Annotated in this window: 17 protein-coding genes; 14 read left to right on the top strand and 3 right to left on the bottom strand. The window is 65.6% G+C overall.

Going from position 1 to position 19,197, the window contains the following annotated elements; all coding sequences use genetic code 11:
• Positions 1-18: 18 nt before the first annotated feature.
• Positions 19-471 (top strand): MaoC family dehydratase, encoded by a 453-nt coding sequence (locus tag A3736_RS04600; RefSeq protein WP_067679786.1) that lies wholly within the window; start codon positions 19-21, stop codon positions 469-471.
• Between the two features lie 6 nt (positions 472-477).
• Here A3736_RS04600 and A3736_RS04595 read toward each other — a convergent pair whose 3' ends face one another.
• Positions 478-1,647 (bottom strand): acetyl-CoA C-acetyltransferase, encoded by a 1,170-nt coding sequence (locus A3736_RS04595; protein ID WP_197465494.1) that lies wholly within the window; start codon positions 1,645-1,647, stop codon positions 478-480.
• An 83-nt stretch (positions 1,648-1,730) separates the two neighbouring features.
• On the opposite strand from A3736_RS04595, the gene A3736_RS04590 reads away from it, so the two are divergent.
• Positions 1,731-2,642 carry an SDR family NAD(P)-dependent oxidoreductase gene (locus A3736_RS04590; RefSeq protein ID WP_067679780.1) on the top strand — a complete coding sequence of 304 codons (912 nt, stop codon included), beginning with the start codon at positions 1,731-1,733 and terminating at the stop codon, positions 2,640-2,642.
• Between the two features lie 80 nt (positions 2,643-2,722).
• On the top strand, positions 2,723-5,053 hold the full coding sequence (locus A3736_RS04585) for a TonB-dependent receptor (protein WP_067679778.1): 2,331 nt from the start codon (positions 2,723-2,725) through the stop codon (positions 5,051-5,053).
• Positions 5,054-5,309: 256 nt separating this feature from the next.
• Here A3736_RS04585 and A3736_RS04580 read toward each other — a convergent pair whose 3' ends face one another.
• Together A3736_RS04580 and A3736_RS04575 are read right to left on the bottom strand one after the other, a co-directional pair.
• Entirely contained in the window at positions 5,310-6,815 is a 1,506-nt protein-coding gene (locus A3736_RS04580) for an AMP-binding protein (RefSeq protein WP_067679774.1), read from the bottom strand.
• 150 nt (positions 6,816-6,965) lie between these two features.
• Positions 6,966-8,120, bottom strand: coding sequence for a CaiB/BaiF CoA-transferase family protein (locus tag A3736_RS04575; protein ID WP_067679770.1), 1,155 nt, complete (start codon positions 8,118-8,120; stop codon positions 6,966-6,968).
• 96 nt (positions 8,121-8,216) lie between these two features.
• Between A3736_RS04575 and A3736_RS04570 the strand changes: the two genes are divergently transcribed.
• Genes A3736_RS04570 through A3736_RS04520 form a run of 11 tightly spaced genes read left to right on the top strand, consistent with a single transcriptional unit; the run spans position 8,217 to position 19,052 of the window.
• Positions 8,217-9,512, top strand: a complete 1,296-nt coding sequence (locus tag A3736_RS04570) for an aromatic ring-hydroxylating dioxygenase subunit alpha (RefSeq protein WP_197465493.1) — start codon at positions 8,217-8,219, stop codon at positions 9,510-9,512.
• Entirely contained in the window at positions 9,509-9,997 is a 489-nt protein-coding gene (locus A3736_RS04565) for an aromatic-ring-hydroxylating dioxygenase subunit beta (protein WP_067679769.1), read from the top strand. Before A3736_RS04570 ends, A3736_RS04565 begins: the two co-directional genes overlap by 4 nt.
• Complete coding sequence (locus A3736_RS04560) at positions 9,994-10,812, top strand: enoyl-CoA hydratase/isomerase family protein (RefSeq protein ID WP_082851308.1); 819 nt, start codon at positions 9,994-9,996, stop codon at positions 10,810-10,812. Before A3736_RS04565 ends, A3736_RS04560 begins: the two co-directional genes overlap by 4 nt.
• Positions 10,809-11,540 carry an SDR family NAD(P)-dependent oxidoreductase gene (locus tag A3736_RS04555; RefSeq protein ID WP_067679765.1) on the top strand — a complete coding sequence of 244 codons (732 nt, stop codon included), beginning with the start codon at positions 10,809-10,811 and terminating at the stop codon, positions 11,538-11,540. Before A3736_RS04560 ends, A3736_RS04555 begins: the two co-directional genes overlap by 4 nt.
• Positions 11,537-12,451: an alpha/beta hydrolase gene (locus A3736_RS04550; RefSeq protein WP_067679762.1), complete on the top strand. Its 915-nt coding sequence runs from the start codon at positions 11,537-11,539 to the stop codon at positions 12,449-12,451. Before A3736_RS04555 ends, A3736_RS04550 begins: the two co-directional genes overlap by 4 nt.
• A complete protein-coding gene (locus A3736_RS04545; RefSeq protein ID WP_067679759.1) occupies positions 12,448-13,908 on the top strand; it encodes a hydroxymethylglutaryl-CoA synthase family protein in 1,461 nt (486 codons plus the stop codon). Before A3736_RS04550 ends, A3736_RS04545 begins: the two co-directional genes overlap by 4 nt.
• A 1-nt stretch (position 13,909) precedes the next feature.
• The gene (locus A3736_RS04540; protein WP_067679754.1) at positions 13,910-15,112 is read left to right on the top strand and encodes an acetyl-CoA acetyltransferase; all 1,203 of its coding nucleotides are present in this window, start codon (positions 13,910-13,912) and stop codon (positions 15,110-15,112) included.
• Positions 15,109-15,894 (top strand): enoyl-CoA hydratase/isomerase family protein, encoded by a 786-nt coding sequence (locus A3736_RS04535; protein ID WP_067679751.1) that lies wholly within the window; start codon positions 15,109-15,111, stop codon positions 15,892-15,894. Before A3736_RS04540 ends, A3736_RS04535 begins: the two co-directional genes overlap by 4 nt.
• Complete coding sequence (locus A3736_RS04530) at positions 15,891-16,673, top strand: enoyl-CoA hydratase-related protein (RefSeq protein ID WP_067679750.1); 783 nt, start codon at positions 15,891-15,893, stop codon at positions 16,671-16,673. The genes A3736_RS04535 and A3736_RS04530 overlap by 4 nt, the downstream gene beginning before the upstream one ends.
• Positions 16,667-18,181 carry a 3-hydroxyacyl-CoA dehydrogenase gene (locus A3736_RS04525; protein WP_067679746.1) on the top strand — a complete coding sequence of 505 codons (1,515 nt, stop codon included), beginning with the start codon at positions 16,667-16,669 and terminating at the stop codon, positions 18,179-18,181. Before A3736_RS04530 ends, A3736_RS04525 begins: the two co-directional genes overlap by 7 nt.
• Complete coding sequence (locus tag A3736_RS04520; protein WP_067679743.1) at positions 18,174-19,052, top strand: MaoC family dehydratase N-terminal domain-containing protein; 879 nt, start codon at positions 18,174-18,176, stop codon at positions 19,050-19,052. The genes A3736_RS04525 and A3736_RS04520 overlap by 8 nt, the downstream gene beginning before the upstream one ends.
• Positions 19,053-19,197 lie beyond the last annotated feature (145 nt).

The raw sequence follows: 19,197 nt of genomic DNA, 5'->3' as shown, positions 1-19,197 counted from the left end.
GGCAGCAAGGGGGACATAATGCGAAGGTTCGAGAACGCAAAGGCACTCGCAACGCAGATCGGCCACGTCATCGGGGCGAGCGATTGGATGGTCATCGATCAGGCGACGATCGATGCATTTGCGCGGACGACGGGCGATTATCAGTGGATCCACACCGATCCGGTGCGCGCAGCACAGGAAGGGCCGGGTGGGAAAACCATAGCGCACGGATATCTCACCCTGTCGTTGATCGCCTCCCTGATGCCTGAGATCCTCGAGGTGGAAGCTTCGCGCGTTCTGAACGTGGGAGCCAACAAACTGCGATTTCTCGCTCCGGTGCCTGTCGGATCCAAGGTTCGCCTGGCGCTTGGGATCAAGCAAGTCGAAGAGGCGTCCGGTGGCATCCGGGTCACGGCTGACGCGACGATGGAGATCGCCGACGAGGACAAGCCCGCCCTCGTCGCCGAACTCGTTTTTCTGTACTTCGACTGATCGCGATTAAAGTGCTTCTACGATGGTGACATTGGCTTGGCCGCCACCCTCGCACATCGTCTGGAGGCCGTAGCGCAGGCCGCGCTTGCGCAGCGCATGGACGAGCGTGGCCATCAGCTTGGTGCCGCTGGCACCCAGCGGATGGCCTAGTGCGATCGCGCCGCCATTGACGTTCAACTTATCCGGGTCGGCGCCGACATGCTTCAACCAGGCAACCGGGACGGAGGCGAAGGCTTCGTTGACTTCGTACAGGTCGATATCCTCGATCTTCAGGCCTGCCCGGTTCAGCGCCTTGTCGGTCGCGAAGAGCGGTTCTTCCAGCATGTTTGCGGGGTTTCCGGCAGTCACCGTCATCGAGTGGATGCGTGCGATCGGAGTGAGGCCGTGTCGCTCGACCGCCGCCGCGCTGGCGACAAGCACGGCGCTGGCGCCGTCGCAAATCTGGCTGGCCGAAGCGGCGGTAAGGCGCCCGCCTTCTAGGATCGGGGAAACACCGGCGATGCCTTCTAGGGAAGCGTCGCGCCTGACGCCTTCATCTGCCGTGTGCAAGACTGTCTCACCGTCTACGGTAACTTTGACCGGCACGATTTCATCCTCGAAGTCGCCGCGGTCCTGCGCCGCGGTAGCACGGCGATGGCTTTCCAGCGCGAAGCGGTCGAGCTCTTCCTTCGAGAGGTCGTGATCGCGAGCGATCTGCTCTGCGCTTTCGAACTGGCTGAAATCTTCACCCGGATAGATTTCCTTCAGGGCTGGGGAGTAGGGGCCGCCCAGGCCCGCCTCCTTGCCGACGAGATGGTTGGCCATCAGTGGCACGCGCGTCATGCTTTCGGTACCCGCAGCAATGACGATGTCCATCTGCCCGGACATGACGGTCGCGGCGGCAAAATGCAGCGCCTGCTGTGAGGAGCCGCACTGGCGATCGACTGTGGTGGCCGGTGTCGATTGCGGCAGTTTCGAAGTCAGTACGGCTTGCCGGGCGATGTTCATGCTCTGCTCGCCGATCTGATCGACGCAGCCCATGATGACATCCTCGACCAGCGCAGGATCGATCCCCGCTCGATCGAGCACGCCATCGATCGCGCTCGATCCGAGGTCTGCGGGATGCACGCTCGCCAGTTTGCCTTTGCGGCGACCGCCTGCGGTGCGGACGGCGGCGATCATATAGGCCTCACTCAATTTTTATCTCCTGAACAACTGTTCAAACAATCTTGGAGGCGTTAGGAGGCTCGTGATCTGGTTGCAAGGCGGAGTTTTGAAAAATGGGTATCGATCTCACGGGGCGCGTCGCTCTCGTCACCGGCGCCGGTGGCGGATTAGGCCGCGAACATGCGCTGCTGCTGGCGCGGTCGGGAGCGCACGTGGTGGTTAACGATCTAGGCGGGGCAATGGACGGCGAAGGCGGCGGTTCCAGCGCCGCTGATCAGGTGGTCGAAGAGATTCGAGCCGCTGGCGGCGTTGCGATCGCGGATCGCAACAGCGTGTCCGATCCGTCTGGCGCAAAGGCCATGATCGACGTGGCGATCAAGCAATTCGGGAAGCTGGATATCCTTGTTAACAATGCAGGTATCCTGCGCGACAAGTCCTTCGCCAAGATGACCGCGGACGATTTCGCCAAGGTCGTCGACGTCCATTTGATCGGCGCATTCCAAGTTACGCACGCTGCCTGGGCGCACATGTTGGAGCGGCAATATGGCCGAATCGTTTTTACGACGTCGGCGGCGGGAACAAATGGCAATTTCGGCCAAGCCAATTACGGCGCGGCGAAGATGGGGCTGGTCGGACTGATGAATTGCCTTGCGATCGAGGGTGCGCGCAAAGGCATCACGGTCAACTGCATCGCGCCAGGGGCCCGGACCCGCATGACCGAAACGATGGAGTTGGGCGCGCTAGCGGACCTGATGAACCCCGCGCTCGTCTCCCCAGCGCTTGCCTATCTGTGCAGCGAAGGCTGCGCGGAAACCGGACTGATCGTCTCGGCGGTAGCAGGCCATTACAGCGCGCTGAAGATGTTCGAAACGCACGGCGTGCAGTTCGACCCGGCCAGCGACGTCGCGCCGGAGGACATCGCCGCGAAATGGAGCGCGATCACCGATCTCTCGACTGCACAGCCGGTCAAGCCGGGGCCAATGGGGGACTTGCTGCGGCATCTGAAGGAAGCCGGACACCTTTAACCGACGCGTCGGTCTGATTTCATTTGACCAAGTGTTCAAAAAAGAACATCGTTCATCGATAATAAAAGCGGGAGGTGAAAATGAAGGCACGTGTGACGGTTTCGGCGATCCTGCTCGCCAGTGGTTCCATTCTGGCTTCGGCCGCGAGCGCGCAGGCGATTGAACCTGCCACCGAGGCCCAGCCGGACAGTGGGGCGCAGCCGGGGATCGATGTCATCATCGTGACCGCGCAGAAGCGCGATCAGGCGGTCAACGACGTGCCTCTTTCGATCAGTCTCGCCACCGGGGAGACGCTGGCGCAGACCGGCGTGCAGAACGTCGCAGACCTGCCCAAGCTCGTGCCCGGCCTGACATTTACGCCCAGCCTCAACGCGTCGCCGATCCTGACGCTGCGCGGAGTCGGGTTCAACGAATACACGCTGGGCGCAAGTCCCACCGTCAGCGTGTATAACGATCAGGCTCCGGTGCCCTTCCTCTCCATGGCGCGCGGCAACACCTTCGATCTCGAGCGAGTCGAGGTATTAAAGGGGCCGCAGGGCATCCTGTTTGGCCAGAACTCGACCGGGGGCGCGATCAACTACATCGTCGCCAAGCCCGTCGATCGCTTCGAGGCGGGATTCGACGCGTCCTATGGGCGGTTCGACGAAACCGTGGTCAGCGGCTTCGTGAACGTGCCGCTAGGCGACACGCTGGCCGGCCGAGTCTCGGTCCGCACGCTGCAGATGTCGGACTGGCAGTACGATTACCGCAATCCTAGCGATACGCACGGCTCGCAGGACTTTCTCGAAGGCCGCGCGCAGATCGGCTGGCAGCCGTCGAGCGGCGTCAACGTGCTTCTGTCCGCTTCGGGCTGGCGCGACAAGTCGGATACGCCCGGCACGCAAATCACCGGCTTCCGCTTTCAGACCACCGCGTCGGCCGCAGCCCAGCAGCGCGCCAACGCTCTACTCGCCGTCCCGCTGGCGCCGGAGGAGGCGCGCGCGTCCAGTTGGGGCGATTTTCCGCGGGAGCGGGACGACAATTACCTGCAAGTCTCCCTGCGTGGCGATTTCGACATGAGCGATAGCGTCACCTTCACCTCGCTGACGTCCGTCGATCGCTATCGCGAAGACTATTCTTACGACCGCGACGGCACTTCGCTCAGGATCCTGGATCTGCTCGAGTCGCTCGGCAGCATCGACGACTTTTCTCAGGAGCTTCGTCTGACCGGCGTCGGCGATCGCTTGAACTGGGTGCTTGGCACAAACATTTTCACCGCCCAGGCATCATCCGTCAACACCTTGACCGTCGCGGATGCGACGAACGGAATCATCCTCGGCCGACCGTTCAGCATAGTGACGCAAACCTTCGATCTGGATATCGACGAGTTCTCTTTCTTCGGTAACGCCGATCTGACGCTCGGCTCGATCGTGACGCTGACCGGTGGTTTGCGGTACACGAACAGCGCCCGTCGGTATAACGGCTGTACCCGTGGCGATGCCGGACTTTCGGCCGGATTGACACAGCTTTCGACGATCCTTTCGGGCAGCCCGACGACGCCGATCGTTCCGGGTGAGTGCGTGACCCTTCTGGCCAACCAGAAGCCCGGTGAGTTCTTCGACCGCCTGGAGGAAGACAACCTGTCATGGCGCGCTGGTGTGACCGTGGAGCCGTCGGCGGACGCACTGCTTTACGCCAACGTGACGAAAGGTTTTAAATCGGGCAGCTATCCAATCCTTTCGGCATCCACCTTCACGCAGTTGCTGCCGGTGACGCAAGAATCGATCCTGGCTTACGAAGCCGGCTTCAAGCTGACTCTGGCCGACCGGCGCGTCCAACTGAACGGAGCGGCGTTCTATTACGACTACCAGGACAAGCAAGTGCGCGGAAACATCCTCGTGCCGGTGTTCCAGGTGATCGAACGACTGGTCAACGTGCCAAGCTCGAGGATCGCAGGGGCTGAACTGCAACTGCAGGTCGCGCCCGTCACCGGACTGACCCTTTCGGCATCGGGCACCTATCTGGACACCAAAATCCTGGAGTTCACGGGACTGAACGATGCACGCGTCTCGCAGGATTTCCGCGGCCAGCCGATACCCTACACACCGAAATGGCAGATTTCGGGCGATGCCGAATATCGGTTCTACGACATCGGCAATTTCGAACCCTTCGTCGGCGCGAACTTCGTTTACAACAGCGAGACCAATTCGGCGATCTCCACACCCGCATTCGCGCGTATCAAACCGTTTACGGTGATCGATCTGCGCGCCGGTGTAACGACGGCCGACGGGCGTTGGACCATCGCCGCCTATGGCCGCAACGTGACCAACGAGTATTATTGGACGAACGCCTATGCGACGCAGGACGTCATCGTGCGTAACGCCGCACGACCCGTCACCTACGGATTACGAGTGAGCGCACGGTTCAACTGAGGGGCGGTGCTACACCGGATTCTCTCTCTCTCTCTTCGGTGCTTGAAACCGCATTCCAACTCCCGGCAGCCGATGACGGCTGCCGGGTTTTTTTGTGCCGCGATCGCACTTTGCCCGGCCCAGCAGACAGCGCGCTGGCGCGGTGCGCCCCACGCAATTCGTTGACGTTATGGTACCGAAAAGGGGCGGGGCCGGCTTAACTGGCCGACAGCACGCCCGAAGCGCGGGGCGACCGCGCCGGCCCGGGAACGGTATTTCAGCAGTACCGCTCGCGCAGAACCCGCTTCAAAACCTTGCCGCCAGCGTTCTTGGGCAGTTCGTCCGCGATGATCACCTTTGACGGGCATTTGTAGTGCGCGATGCGTCCCCGGGCGTATGCGATCAGTTCCGCCTCGTCGACCATGCGGTCGGGCTTTGGCACGACCACCGCAGTCACCGCCTCGCCCCAGCGATCGCAGGGGCGCCCGATGACCGCGATCTCACCCACGGATTCGTGAGAGGCAAGCGCCGCTTCCACTTCCGCCGGGTAGACATTCTCGCCGCCGCTGATGACCATGTCCCTGATCCGGTCGCGGATCGTCAGATAGCCGGAGGCGTCCCGGCTTCCGACATCGCCCGTGCGGTACCAGCCGTCATCGAGCACCGCCGCGGTTTCCTCCGGCAGGCGCCAGTACCCCTTCATAAGCGTATCGCACCGGATGAGGATTTCGCCCGGTTCTCCGGGCGGCAGGTCCGCGCCATCTTCATCCACGATGCGGATGGTTACCCCGTCGAGAGGCTTGCCGCATGATCCCAGGACCGCCGCGTCCCCGCTGCGGTGCTCTTCGGGGCCGAGAACCGTGCCGCTCGTGAACGTCTCGCTCATCCCGAACAATTGCAGGAAACCGCAGTCGAGCGCGGTCTGTGCGCGGGCGAGCAGCGCGGGCGTGATCGACGATCCGCCGTAGATAACCAGCTTGAGCGATGCGAAGGCAGACATATCGATCGTAGGCGAATCCACGATCAGTTGGATCAGCGCCGGAACCAGGCCGATGCGCGTCGCTCCGTGGCGCTGCGCCATGTCGGCGATGGCGGCGGGTATCGCATCGCGCAGGATGATCGCGCCAGCCCCCGAGGTGAGAGAGAAGGACAGCATCAGCAGCGCGCTGACATGGAACAGCGGCAGGACGATCAGCATGCGATCATCGGTGGTCCATTCGCTGCCGATCTGGCCGGAATGCACGACCTGCGCGCCCCGCAGCACTGAACTGTGAGTCAATTCGACGCCCTTCGGCTTTCCGGTGGTGCCCGAACTGTAGATCTGGAGCAGAATGTCGTCGGGGTCGATGGCGGGCAGCGCGCCCACGTCGGCATCGACGCAGGCCTGCCATGCGGCGTCATCGTCCACATCGACGGTGTCGAGCCCGCTCGCCGCAGCATAAGGGCCATGTTCGCGGCTGTGGAATAGCAACGAGGCTTCGCAATTGCCGACGACATAATCCAGCTCCTCATCGGACAGGCGCCAGTTGATCGGCGTGAACACGCAGCCCGCGAAGCCGCAGGCGATCAGCAGCACCGCCATGCGATCATGGTTGCGTCCCAGATAAGCGACCCGGCTGCCCTTCGTGAGGCCCCTGGCCGCGAAGTGGGCAGCGATGTTCCGTGCTTCATTGGCAAGCGCGCCGTGAGATCGCGTGCGGTCTTCGAAAATCGTCGCGGGCATATCGCCGAGATTGCGTGCGTTCGCTTCGACGAGGTCGCCCAAGGTCCGATACTGATCCATCTCCACTCCCATTCCCGTGTTCCAAGCTCCATGCGCTCGCGCCGGGGCGGGTTTCGCCATGCCTCCGGCAATCTGGAAGAAAGCACGATCGCGAGGCAATTGCAAACCGTCGCGTCGGACTAAGAATGGGAGGCGCGGAAAAGCGACGGTCTATCGGGCAGATGGCTGCGCGAATGCCAGCGTGCCGCTCGCTTCCAGCTCCGCGGCACGCTCGGCGGACAGTCCGAATCGCTGGAGGATGTCCAGGGGCTCAGGGCCAGGTTGCGACGGGTGGCGCGCCGTGGTGCGGGAAAAGCGCGGTGCGGGCGTGGGCTGGACGATGCCTTGCGCCTCCACGAAGGTGTCACGCGCCCGGTTGTGCGGATGTCGCGGGGCTTCCTCCATCGACAGTACGGGTGCAACGCAGGCGTCGGTCTGTTCGAGCAGCGCGCACCATTCGTCACGCGTGCGGGTGGCGAAGATCGCGGCGACCCGGCGCTTCAGGTCGGGCCAGGCGGCGCGGTCGAATTGGTTCTCAAAGGCGGGATCGTCCATTCCGGCCAGGCTGCACAGCGTGCGGTAGAACGGCTTTTCGATCGCGCCGACCGCGATGAAGCGATCGTCGCGCGTGCGATAGGTGTCGTAGAAATGCGCGCCGCTGTCGAGGAAGTTACTCCCCCGCTCATCCCGCCACTGGTCCTGCGCGCGCAGCGACCACATCAGCGTGGCGAGCAGCGCGGAGCCATCGACCATTGCGCAATCGACGACCTGGCCCTGGCCGCTGGCGCGCGCCTGGATGATCGCGGCGCACATCCCGAAGGCAAGCAGCAGGCCGCCGCCGCCATAATCGCCGAGCAGGTTAGCGGGCGCGGTAGGGCATTCCCCCGCGCGGCCCAGCATGTGCAGCGTGCCCGACAGGGCGAGATAGTTGATGTCGTGCCCGACATCCGCGGCCTTGGGCCCGGTCTGGCCCCAGCCGGTCATGCGACCGTAAACGAGCGCGGGATTGAGGCCGAGAAGGAGGTCCGGCCCAAGACCCAGCCGCTCCATCACGCCGGGACGATAGCCTTCGATCAGGCCATCCGCCTGTCCGACCAAATCCCTGACGATGCCGACGCCTTCCGGTGTCTTGAGATCGACCTGGATCGCCGGCCGTCCGCGCAGCATCACGTCGGCCCCGTCATCCGCGCCGATCGGGGACGCGGTTCCGCCCAACCGTTCGATCCGGATGATGTCCGCGCCGTGATCTGCGAGCATCATCCCGGCGAAGGGGCCGGGCCCGATCCCCGCCATTTCCACGATCCGGACCCCCTTAAGCGCTCCCATACGTCTCCCCTTTTGTTTGCCGCAACCGGTACAGCCATTGACATAGACCGACCGGACGGTTTATCAATAGCGCAAGATGGTTTTTGGGGACTTTGGATGACGCCGAACACTGCGCAGGTCACGCCGGCAATGGCGGGGCCGACGGGCCTGTCGGTCCGCGATCGGATACGGCCCGACTCGGTACACGGATCGCTCTACACCGACCCCGCCCTGTTCCAGCTGGAGCTGGAGCGGATCTGGCGGCGCGGCTGGGTCTATGTCGGCCATGAGAGCGAAGTGCCTAGGCCGAATGATTTTGTGATGAAGTCGATTGGTCCCGAGCCGCTGATCATGATCCGTGGCAAGGACGGCGAGATCCGACTGTTGCACAATCGCTGCCCCCACCGCGGCAACCGCGTGTGCATGGAGGAGAAGGGGCGGTCCTCGGTCTTCATGTGCCCCTATCACGGCTGGACCTTCAACACCGATGGAAGCCTGCGCGCCTATCCGTTTCCGTCCGGATACGAAGGCGTCGACAAGGAACGGTTCGGCCTCGGCCAGGTCGCCCGGGTGGAAAGCTACCGCGGCTTCGTGTTCGCATCGCTGGCCGAGGACGGTCCGACTCTTGCCGAACATTTGGGTTCCGCACGCGATTCCATCGACTTGCTGTGCAGCAATTCGCCCACCGGAGAGATCGAGGTCACAGCGGGTTTCCTGAAGCACAAGGTGAAGTCGAACTGGAAGTTCGTCGCCGAGAACGAAACCGACGGCTATCACCCCTCCTTCGTCCACGGCTCAATCTTCCAAGTGGCGGACAGCGGGATCGGATCGCTCTACAACGACAAGTCGGACGCGGTCGCACGCTACCTGGGCGAAGGGCATTCCGAGATCGACCTGCGCCCGGAATTCCGCAAGCGGGGCGAGCCGCTGAGCTGGTTCGGCACGACGGCGGAACGGCTGCCCGATTACGTCGCGCAGATGGAAGCGGCGAATGGCGTGGACGAAGCGCGGCGGATCATGATCGACGGTACGCCGCACACAATGATCTTCCCGAACCTGTTCATCGCCGAAATCCAGCTGTTCGTTCTCCAGCCGACCGCAGTGGACGAGACGGTGCAGCACGTCACTGCGCTCCAGTTCAAGGGCGCGGACGATCTCAATAAACGGATGCGGCAGCAGACGATGGGCTCGGTCGGTCCGGCGGGCTTCCTGCTGGCCGACGATGCCGAAATGTACGAGCGCACGCAGTTGGGCGCGCAGGCGCTCGATCCCGAATGGCTGTTCCTAGGACGCGGCACCGGGCGCGAGCGGGCGGACGAGGACGGCTTTCTCGTCGGCGACGCGACCGACGAGACGCCCAGCCGCGGCTTCTGGCGCCATTACGCCGACCTCATGTCCGATGGTGCGGCATGAGCGTGCGTGACGATCTGCTACTGACCAGACGGATCGCGCAGTTCCTGTATCGCGAGGCCGAATACGCCGACCTGCACGAATACGAGGAATGGGAAAAGCTGTGGGAGGATGACGGCATCTACTGGGTGCCCGCCAACGGGGACGGCGGCGATCCCGATCACGAGATGTCGATCCTCTATGACAACCGCTCGCGCATCGCATTGCGGGTCAAGCAGCTGATGACGGGGCGGCGCCTCGCCCAGTCGCCGCTGTCGCGGCTCAGCCGCTCGGTCTCCAACGTCCGCATCGTCGGGCGAGAAGATGACGAGATCATCGTCACGGCAAATGTCCTGATCTTCGAATCCCACACGCGGGGCGAACAAACCTGGGGCACGCGCACCGAATACCGGCTGCGCGAACGCGACGACGATTTCCGCATCGTGCGCAAGAAGGTCGTGCTGACCAACAATCACAAGGCGCTCTACACCATGGCTTTTCTCGTATGAGCGCTGCTCCCCAAATGCTGATGGCGGACGGCGCGGCGACGCTGGCGCTGCACGAGGACGGGGTGATGCATCTCACCATGAACCGTCCGGCTAGTTCGAACAGCGTGGACGCGCAAAGCATGCCCGTGCTGCTCGACGCGATCCGGATGGTGCAGCAGCGGCGCGAGGCGCGCGCTCTGCTGCTGACCGGTGCAGGCAAGAATTTCTGCGCGGGCGGCGACGTCAAGAGCTTCCGCGACCAAGGCGCGGACCTGCCGCAGTATATTCGAGTCGCGACCGCGCAGCTCGCCCAAATCACGCAAGGGCTGATGCGGTTGCACGTGCCGGTCATCGCCGCGGTGCAGGGCTTCGCGGCGGGCGGGGGCGGCATGGGGCTGGTCTGCGCGGCCGATCTCGTGGTCGCGGGCGAGAGCGCGCGCTTCATGACAGGCGCAACGCGCGTCGCGATGGTGCCTGACGCAGGCGTGACCGCCACGCTGGCCCGGCTGGTCGGGTTCCGCCGCGCGATGGAAATGGTTTTGCTCAATTCGGTGATCACGGCCGAGGATGCGCTGGCCATCGGCCTCATCAACCGCGTGGTGCCCGACGATCGGATCGAGGCCGAAGCAATGGATATTGCGCGCGAGATCGCCCGCGGCGCGCCGCTGGCGATGGGCATGGCCAAGCATCTGCTGTGGAGCGGGCAGGTTCTGCCTCCCGAAGCGGCGATGCCCGAAGAGAACGCCGCGCAGGTGCGGCTTTGCGGGACCGCGGATGCGCTGGAGGGGCTCGACGCCGTGATCGCACGCCGCGACCCCGTGTTCGAAGGACGATGACGGGGGAAGCCAGACGCGCCCTGGTGACCGGCGCGGGCCAGGGCATCGGCGCCGCGATCGTGCGCCGTCTGGTCGCGGATGGATGCGCGGTCACGGCGATCGACCGAGACGGCGCGGCGCTCGACCGGCTTGCCGAGGAGACCGGCGCCCGCCCGCTCCTGCTCGACCTGACGGACCAGCGCGCGATTGCGGGCGCGCTTGCGGACGCACCCGCCTTCGCGGTCGTGGTGAACAATGCGGGCATCGATCAGCATGCCTTCTTCACCGACACCACGCCGGAGGACTGGCGCCGCCTGCTAGCGATCAATCTCGAAGCAGTCTTCGCGATCACCCATGTCACGTTGCCCGCCATGCGCGCGGCGGGCGCGGGGCGGATCGTCATGATCGCATCGGAGGCAGGTCGGCTGGGTTCGCGCGGCGGGGCGGTCTATGCCGCGGCGAAGGCGGGGGTGATCGGCTTTGCCCGTTCGATCGCGCGCGAGAATGCGGATCGCGGGATCACCGCCAATGTGGTGGCACCCGGCCCGGTCGACACGCCGCTCTTGCGCGCCGCAGTTAACGCGCGCGGCGAACGCCTGCTGCACGCGATGGAGGCCGCGCCCCTGATGGGTCGATTGGGCACGCCGGAAGAGGTCGCCGCCGCGGTCGGCTTCCTCGCTAGCGAGGGTGCCGCCTTCGTCACCGGCGAGGTGCTGGGCGTCTCGGGCGGGATGGGCTGCGGCGCATGAGCAAGGTCGATCAGGCGATCGAGCGGGTGCGCGCGGTCTATGGCAGCTGGCGGCGCGACACGCCGCTCGCCGCGATGCGTGCGGATTGGGATCGGCTGTTCGCGCCGCTGGCGCCGCCCGACGCCGCGCTTGAGCCCGTGCGCATCGGCGACCTAGACGCGGCTTGGCTGCGCGCGCACGGAACAAACGAAGACGGTCGCGGCGGTGCGAACGCGATCCTCTATCTTCACGGCGGTGGCTTCCGGCTCGGCTCGCCGCGGTCGCATCATCGGCTCATGGCCGATCTGTCGCGCGCGACGGGCGCCCCGGTCCTCGGTCTCGACTATCGTCTCGCTCCCGAACACCCATTTCCCGCAGCACTCGACGATACGCTGGTCGCGTGGCGCTGGCTTCGCGCGCAGGGTTATGCCGCCAGCGATTTGGCGCTGGCCGGAGACAGCGCGGGCGGTTGCCTGGCGCTCGGCGCGATTCTGCGCCTTCGCGACGGCGGCGAGGATCTGCCCGCCGCGGCCTATCTGCTTTCCGCCTGGACCGACCTGACGGCCAGCGGCGAAAGCTTCGACAGCCGGGCGGATGCCGATCCGATCCATGACCGCCGGATGATCCGCGCGATCGCGCAGGGGATGCTGGCCGGAGCCGATCCGAGCGATCCGGCCGTTTCCCCACTCTTCGCCGACCTTTCGGGCTTGCCCCCGCTGCTGTTTCAGGTGGGCGACCGCGAAACGGTGTTGAGCGACAGTGTCGATTTCGCGCAACGCGCGCGGGCGGCGGGCGTCTCTGCGGAGGCGCAGGTGTGGCCCGGCATGATCCATGTGTTCCAACAATTTCCCGATCTCCTGCCCGAAGCGGGCGAGGCGATCGGGCAGGGCGGACGATTCCTGCAAAAGCATTTCGGGGAGACTGCGGCGTGATCGGAATTACCGGCTATGGGGCCTATCTGCCCCGGCTGCGGATGCGCAGGCAGGCGATCGCCGAGGCCAATGCGTGGTATGCGCCCAATATCCGCGGCAAGGGCACGCGCACGCTCGCCAATTGGGACGAGGACGTGGTGACCATGGCGGTCGCCGCCGCGCGCGACTGCCTCGGGCGCGGGGACGATCGCGGAAATATCGCCGCGCTCATGCTCGCCTCGACCACGCTGCCCTTCGCGGAGCGGCTGAACGGCGCAATCGTGGCGCGCGCGCTGACGCTGGACAGGAGTGTCGCCGCGAGCGATGTCGGCGGCAGCCAGCGCGCCGGCCTCACCGCCCTGCAACACGCGCTCGATGCGGTTGCCGCCGGGCGCGGCGACGCGCTGGTGCTGTCCGCCGATGCCCGGCGGGCCCGCCCGGGCAGCGGGTCGGAACTGGCGTTTGGCGACGGCGCCGCCGCGCTGACGATCGGCAGCGAGGGCGTGTTGGCGCAATTTCTTGGCAGCGCGAGCGAGAGCGTCGATTTCGTGGACCGCTTTCGTCTTGCGGGCGAGCCGTTCGACTATGTCTGGGAAGAACGCTGGGTGCGCGACGAGGGCATGTCGAAGATGATGCCCGGCGTCATCGGCGCGGCACTGGCCGATGCGGGCATCGATCCGGGATCGGTGGATCACTTCATCATGCCCAGCACGCTTCGCAACATCGATGCGCAGGTCGCCAAGGCCGTCGGCATTCCGGCCGATGCGGTCGTGCCCACGCTGTTCGAGCGGATCGGCGAATGCGGCACCGCCCATGCGCTGATCCTGTGCGCCAAGGTGCTCGAAACCGCGAAGCCGGGCGAACTCATCGTCCTGGGCCAGTTCGGCAGCGGCGCGCAGGCAATGGTGTTTCGCGTCACGGACGAGGTGGGGGCGGTACGCCCCCTGAGAGGCGTGTCGGGCTGGATGGCGCGCGGGGTGGAGGAAGACCGCTATACCAAATTCCTCTCCTTCAAGGGCGAGATCGCGCTGGAGCGCGGGATGCGAGGCGAACAGGATCAGAAGACTGCCCTGTCGACCGCCTATCGCCATGAAGACGCGTTGCTTGGTTTCGTAGCGGGCCGGTGCGAGGTGACGGGAGAAGTCAGCTTTCCGCCGAGCCGCATCATCTACGCCGAGGGGCAGCCACTGAAGGACACGCAGCGCCCCTATGGTTTGGCCGAACGCCCGGCCAAGGTGCTCAGCTGGTCGGCGGAATACCTCTCGTTCCACCGGTCCCCGCCGCATTGCTACGGGCAGATCGATTTCGACGGGGGCGGGCGCGTCCTGATGGAATTCACCGACGTCGATCCGGACGCGATCGATAGTGGGATGGATGTGGAGATGACATTCCGGATCAAGGCGATCGACGAGACGCGCGGATATCGCCGCTATTTCTGGAAGGCGACGTCCGCGCGGCCCGCACAGGAGGAACACTGACATGGCGAGCGGAATCAAGGATAGGGTCGCGATCCTGGGCATGGGATGCACCCGCTTCGGCGAACGCTGGGACGCCAGCCCGGAAGACCTGATGGTCGAGGCCTTTGGCGAAGCGCTGGAGGATGCTGGCATCGAGCCCGGCCAGATCGACGCAGCTTGGTTTTCGACGCACATGCCCGATGTTGGCACCGGGCGCGGCGGCGTGCCGATGTCGATCGCGCTGCGCCTGCCCAATATCGGCGTGACGCGGGTAGAGAATTTCTGCGCCGGCGGATCGGACGCGATTCGCAACGCGGTCTATTCCGTAGCAGCGGGTGCGACCGATATCGCACTGGCGCTGGGAGTCGAGAAGCTGAAGGACACCGGCTATGGCGGCCTGCCCGTCACCAATGTCGGAACGCTGATCCCGCAATGGTATCCGGCGGCGGTCGCGCCCGCGAATTTTGCCCAGCTGGCCAGCGCCTATCGCGCCAAGCACGGGATCGATGCCGATCTGCTCAAGCGCGCGATCGCGCATGTCTCGGTCAAGAGCCACGACAACGGCGCCAAGAACCCCAAGGCGCATCTGCGCAAGCCGATCACCGTGGAACAGGTCCTCGACGCGCCGATCATTGCCGAACCGCTGGGCCTGTTCGATTGCTGCGGCGTGTCGGACGGCGCGGCGGCGGTGATCGTGACCACGCCCGCTATCGCGCGGTCGCTGGGCAAGAACGATCTTGTCACGTTCAAGGCGCTTCAGCTGGCTACGTCCAACGGGTGGGAATTGCAGGGATCGGGCTGGGACGGTAGCTATTTCCACACCGCCCGCATCGCCGCTCGGCGCGCCTATGACGAGGCCGGGATCGCAGATCCGCGGCGGGGCATCGACCTGACCGAAGTCCACGACTGCTTTTCGGTCACCGAGCTGGTGACGATGGAGGATCTCGGGCTTGCTGACGAAGGCGGGGCGGTGCGCGACGTACTTGACGGTGCGTTCGATGCTGACGGGCGCATTCCGTGCCAGATCGACGGCGGCCTGAAATGCTTCGGCCATCCCGTCGGGGCGAGCGGCATCCGCATGCTCTACGAAGTTTATCTTCAGCTGCTCGGCCGCGCGGGCGCGCGCCAGCTTGCCGATCCGAAGATCGGGCTGACGCATAATCTGGGCGGGCAGCCATCGCAGAATGTCTGTTCGGTGCTGATCGCGGGGCTGGAAAAGGCATGAACGCGGTCGTGCTTCTCGACCGGCCGCGCGTTGGTGTCGCGCGGCTGCTGATCAACCGGCCGGACAAGCGCAACGCGATCGATCATGCCGTTCGCGAGGCGATGTACGAGCGTATCGGCGAGCTTGGCAGCGACGACGAAACGCGCGCGCTCGTGATCGGCGGCGTAGGCGGCGTGCTCTCCGCCGGGGGCGACCTGCCGAGCATGGCAGGGCTGGACGAAGCCGGTGCCCGCTCGCGGATGGAGCATATCCATCGCCTGTGCGGCGCCATCGCGCAGGCGCCGTTTCCGGTGATCACCGCGGTCGAAGGTGTGGCCGCGGGCGGTGCGGTCGGCATGGCCCTGCTGGGCGATCACATCGTCGCGGAGGAGGATGCGCGCATACTGTTTCCCTTCCTGACGCTCGGCCTGACGCCCGACTGGGGCCAGTTGCTGACCCTGCCGCGCAGGATCGGGATCGGCCCGGCGCGCCGCGTCTTGACGTCAGGCGATACCATTAAGGGGGCCGAGGCCCACCGCCTCGGGCTGGCGGATGCGGTGACGGCGAAGGGCGCGGCAATGGATGCGGCGCTGGACGCGGCGCAGCGCCTCGCCGACCTGCCGATGGGCGCGTTTCTGCGGATGCGCGAGCGTCTGAATGCAGGCGCCGAAGCGCTCGATGCCGAATTGCGGCGCGAAGCCGACGATCAGGCGATCTGCCTGACCGGCCCCGAATTCGCGGAAGGCTTCGCTGCTTTCGCGGAAAAGCGGAAACCCGATTTCACGAAAGCTGCGCGGCGATGACGCCCTCGGATCAGGAAATTGTCCAGGTGGAGCGGGACGGTGCGGTCGCGCTGGTCAGGCTCAACCGCCCGGAAAAGCACAACGCGCTGGACCTGGCCATGCGGCGCGCCCTGGCGAAAGCGGTCGAGGCGCTTGTCGCCGAAGACGGGATCCGCGCCATCGTGATCGCAGGTAGCGATACGGTGTTCGCTGCCGGCGCGGATCTGTCGTTGCTGGCGGAAAAGGGTGCGCAAGAAGTCGCCAACCTTGCGTTGCCGTCTTACTGGGCACCCCTGGTTCACTGCCCCAAGCCGCTGTTCGCGGCGGTGAACGGCGTGGCGCTTGGCGCGGGATGTGAGCTGGCGCTGCTTTGCGACGTGATCGTGGCCGATCGCGGCGCTGCCTTCGGCCAGCCTGAGCTGGGTGTCGGCATCATGCCCGGTGCGGGTGGAACCCAGCGCCTGATCCGCGCGGTCGGAAAATCGGTTGCCGGGGCCATGCTCTATGCAGGCGAACGGCTATCCGGCGAACGGGCCCATGCGCTCGGCCTCGTCGCGGTCCTGACCGAACAGGGTATGGCCGTCGACGCCGCCATGGCGCTCGCGCGCCGCGCAGCGCACATGCCCGCCCGTGCGGTGGCGGCAACGAAGCGCACGCTCGCGCTCGGTGCCGATTTGCCGCTGGAGGCGGCTCTCGCGCTGGAAAACCGCGAATTTCTGCTGCTCTTCGACACGTGGGACAAGAGTGAAGGTATGACGGCTTTTCTGGAAAAGCGACGCCCGGAGTTTCGCGGATGCTGAATACGGACCAGCAGCAGACCGTCGGCGTTGTCGGCGCAGGAACGATGGGGCGCGGAATCGTGCAGCTGTTTGCTGCGGCGGGACACCGGGTCCACTGCGTCGATGCGGTACCCGGCGCTGCTCGGGACGCGCTCGACGCCGTGGGCGCGATGTTCGACACGCTGGTCGCGAAAGGCCGGATGGACGCGGACGCCGCCCGATTGGCGCGCGGCGCGATGTCCGCGCACGACGATCTCGCCGGGCTAGCCGACTGCACGCTCGTGATCGAGGCCATTGTCGAGGATCTTTCGGTCAAGCGCACCGTGTTTGGGGACCTCGAGAGGATCGTCCCACGCGAGGCTATCCTTGCCACCAACACCTCCTCGCTCATGGTTTCGGAGATCGCCGCCGGATGCGAGCGGCCGGAGCGGGTTGCTGGACTGCACTTCTTCAACCCCGTGCCGCTGATGCGCGTGGTCGAGGTCATCGCGGGCGTGCGCACGGCGCCGGATGTTGTCGCGCGGCTGAGAACGCTCGTCGCGAGCACGGGGCATCGCGCCATCGCCGCGGCGGATCAGCCGGGCTTCGTGGTCAACCATGCCGGGCGCGGCCTTTATACGGAAGGTTTGCGGATTCTGGAGGAGCAGGTCTGCACACATGTCGAGATCGACCGCGTCCTGCGCCTATCGGCGGGTTTTCGCATGGGGCCGTTCGAGTTGCTTGACCTTACCGGGCTGGATGTGTCGGGCCGGGTGATGGAGGCGATCTACGAACAGTTCCAACAGGAACCGCGCTTCCGCCCTTCATCGCTAGTTCCGCCGCGGATCGCGGCGGGCCTGCATGGCCGCAAATCGGGCGAGGGATGGTATCGTTACCAGGATTGCGAGCGCGAGGATGCCGGACTGCCGGCGCCAGCATTCCCCGATGGCGTTTCGGTCTGGATCGATCCGGAGGCGCCAGACGCGGAAAGGTTGTGCGCCCTGGCCGGATCGCATGCGGTCGGGCAGGCGGAAGCGGACAGCGTCCTCATCGTGCAACCCTGGGGTGTCGATGCGACGACGGCCGCACTCGAGCGCGGGCTAGATGCCGCGCGCACGGTGGCGGTCGATCCGCTACCGCGCCTAGACCGCCACCGCACGGCGATGATGACCGCCGCGACGCTGCCGCGCTACCGGGATGCGGCACACGCCATGCTCGCCTCGGGTGATGCCGGGGTTACCATGATCGCGGACAGCCCGGGCTTCATCTGTCAGCGCGTCTTGGCGGTGGTCGTCAATATCGCGGCCAACATCGCCCAGCGCGGGATCGCTACCGTAGATGATCTCGAGGATGCCGTGCGGCTGGGCCTGGGCTATCCCGACGGTCCGCTCGGCTGGGGCGATGCGATCGGGCCCGCGCGGGTGCTGACCATCCTCGAAGGGTTGCAGCGCGTCACCGGCGATCCGCGCTATCGCCCCGCACCCTGGCTGGCGCGCCGCGCGCGTCTGGGGTTGTCCTTGCTTTCGCCCGAGCCGGCGCGCCATGACTGAGAGCGCGGAGCGGCCTTTCGAAAGCTGGATCGGGTCCGATCGCTGCGTGCGCGACCCCGTGGCGCGCTTCCCCGCAGCCGCTCTGGCGGCGCTGCTCGGCCACGACGAGGGCCCAGCGGACGCATTGCCTTTGCCCTGGCACTGGCTCTACGCGCTTGATGTGGCGGCCCCCGGCCAGACGGGTGCGGACGGCCACCCGGCTCGCGGGGGCTTTCTACCGCCGGTCGAATTGCCCCGCAGGATGTGGGCCGCCAGCGAGATCGAGATCGTTCGGCCGCTCCGTCTCGGCGAGGCCGCGACACGCGTGTCGACGATCGTGGATATCGTGCCCAAGTCCGGGCGCAGCGGGCCGCTTGTCTTCGTGACCGTGGAGCATGTCTGGCGACAGGCGGGCGAGGACAGGCTGCGCGAGAAACAGACGATCGTCTATCGGGGGGAGGGCGACACCGCGCCCGCCAGAACGATTGACGCAACGCCAGACAAGCCGCTCGACAGGGCCCATCTTCGCCGCGAACTCACGCCCGATCCGGTAATGCTGTTTCGTTACTCCGCGCTGACTTACAACGCGCACCGCATCCATTATGATCTCCCCTATGCGCGCGACGAAGAGGGATATCGCGGGCTTGTCGTCCACGGACCGCTGATCGCCACGCTGCTGCTGGACGTAGGGCTGCCGCTGGCGGAGGGGCGCGCGGCGCGGCATTTCGCGTTCCGCGCGCAGAGCCCCGCTTTCGCCGGCGAACCGCTGCTGCTCCACGCCAGGGCGGAAGACCAAGCCATTGCGATGTGGAGTACTGATGCGGCGGGCCGCGTGGGCATGACGGCCCGCCTCGATCTCAGTGCCCATTCCACCGGAAGGACGCCCCGATGACTCTACCTGACCCCGCACCTGACGCTCGCGATCGGGCCACGCGCTGGATCGGGCGCCTGCAAGAGCTTGCCGGTCGCCTTATCGCTGGATTGGCCGAAGCCATCGCGGGCCCGGATGACTCAACCTCGGCCGATGATCTTCAGAT

The sequence above is a fragment of the Erythrobacter sp. HI0063 genome, assembly GCF_001635685.1.
In the GTDB taxonomy this organism is placed as follows: Bacteria; Pseudomonadota; Alphaproteobacteria; order Sphingomonadales; family Sphingomonadaceae; genus Qipengyuania.
Note: the sequence above shows the minus strand (reverse complement) of the source record. Positions and strands in the feature narration are given on the sequence as shown.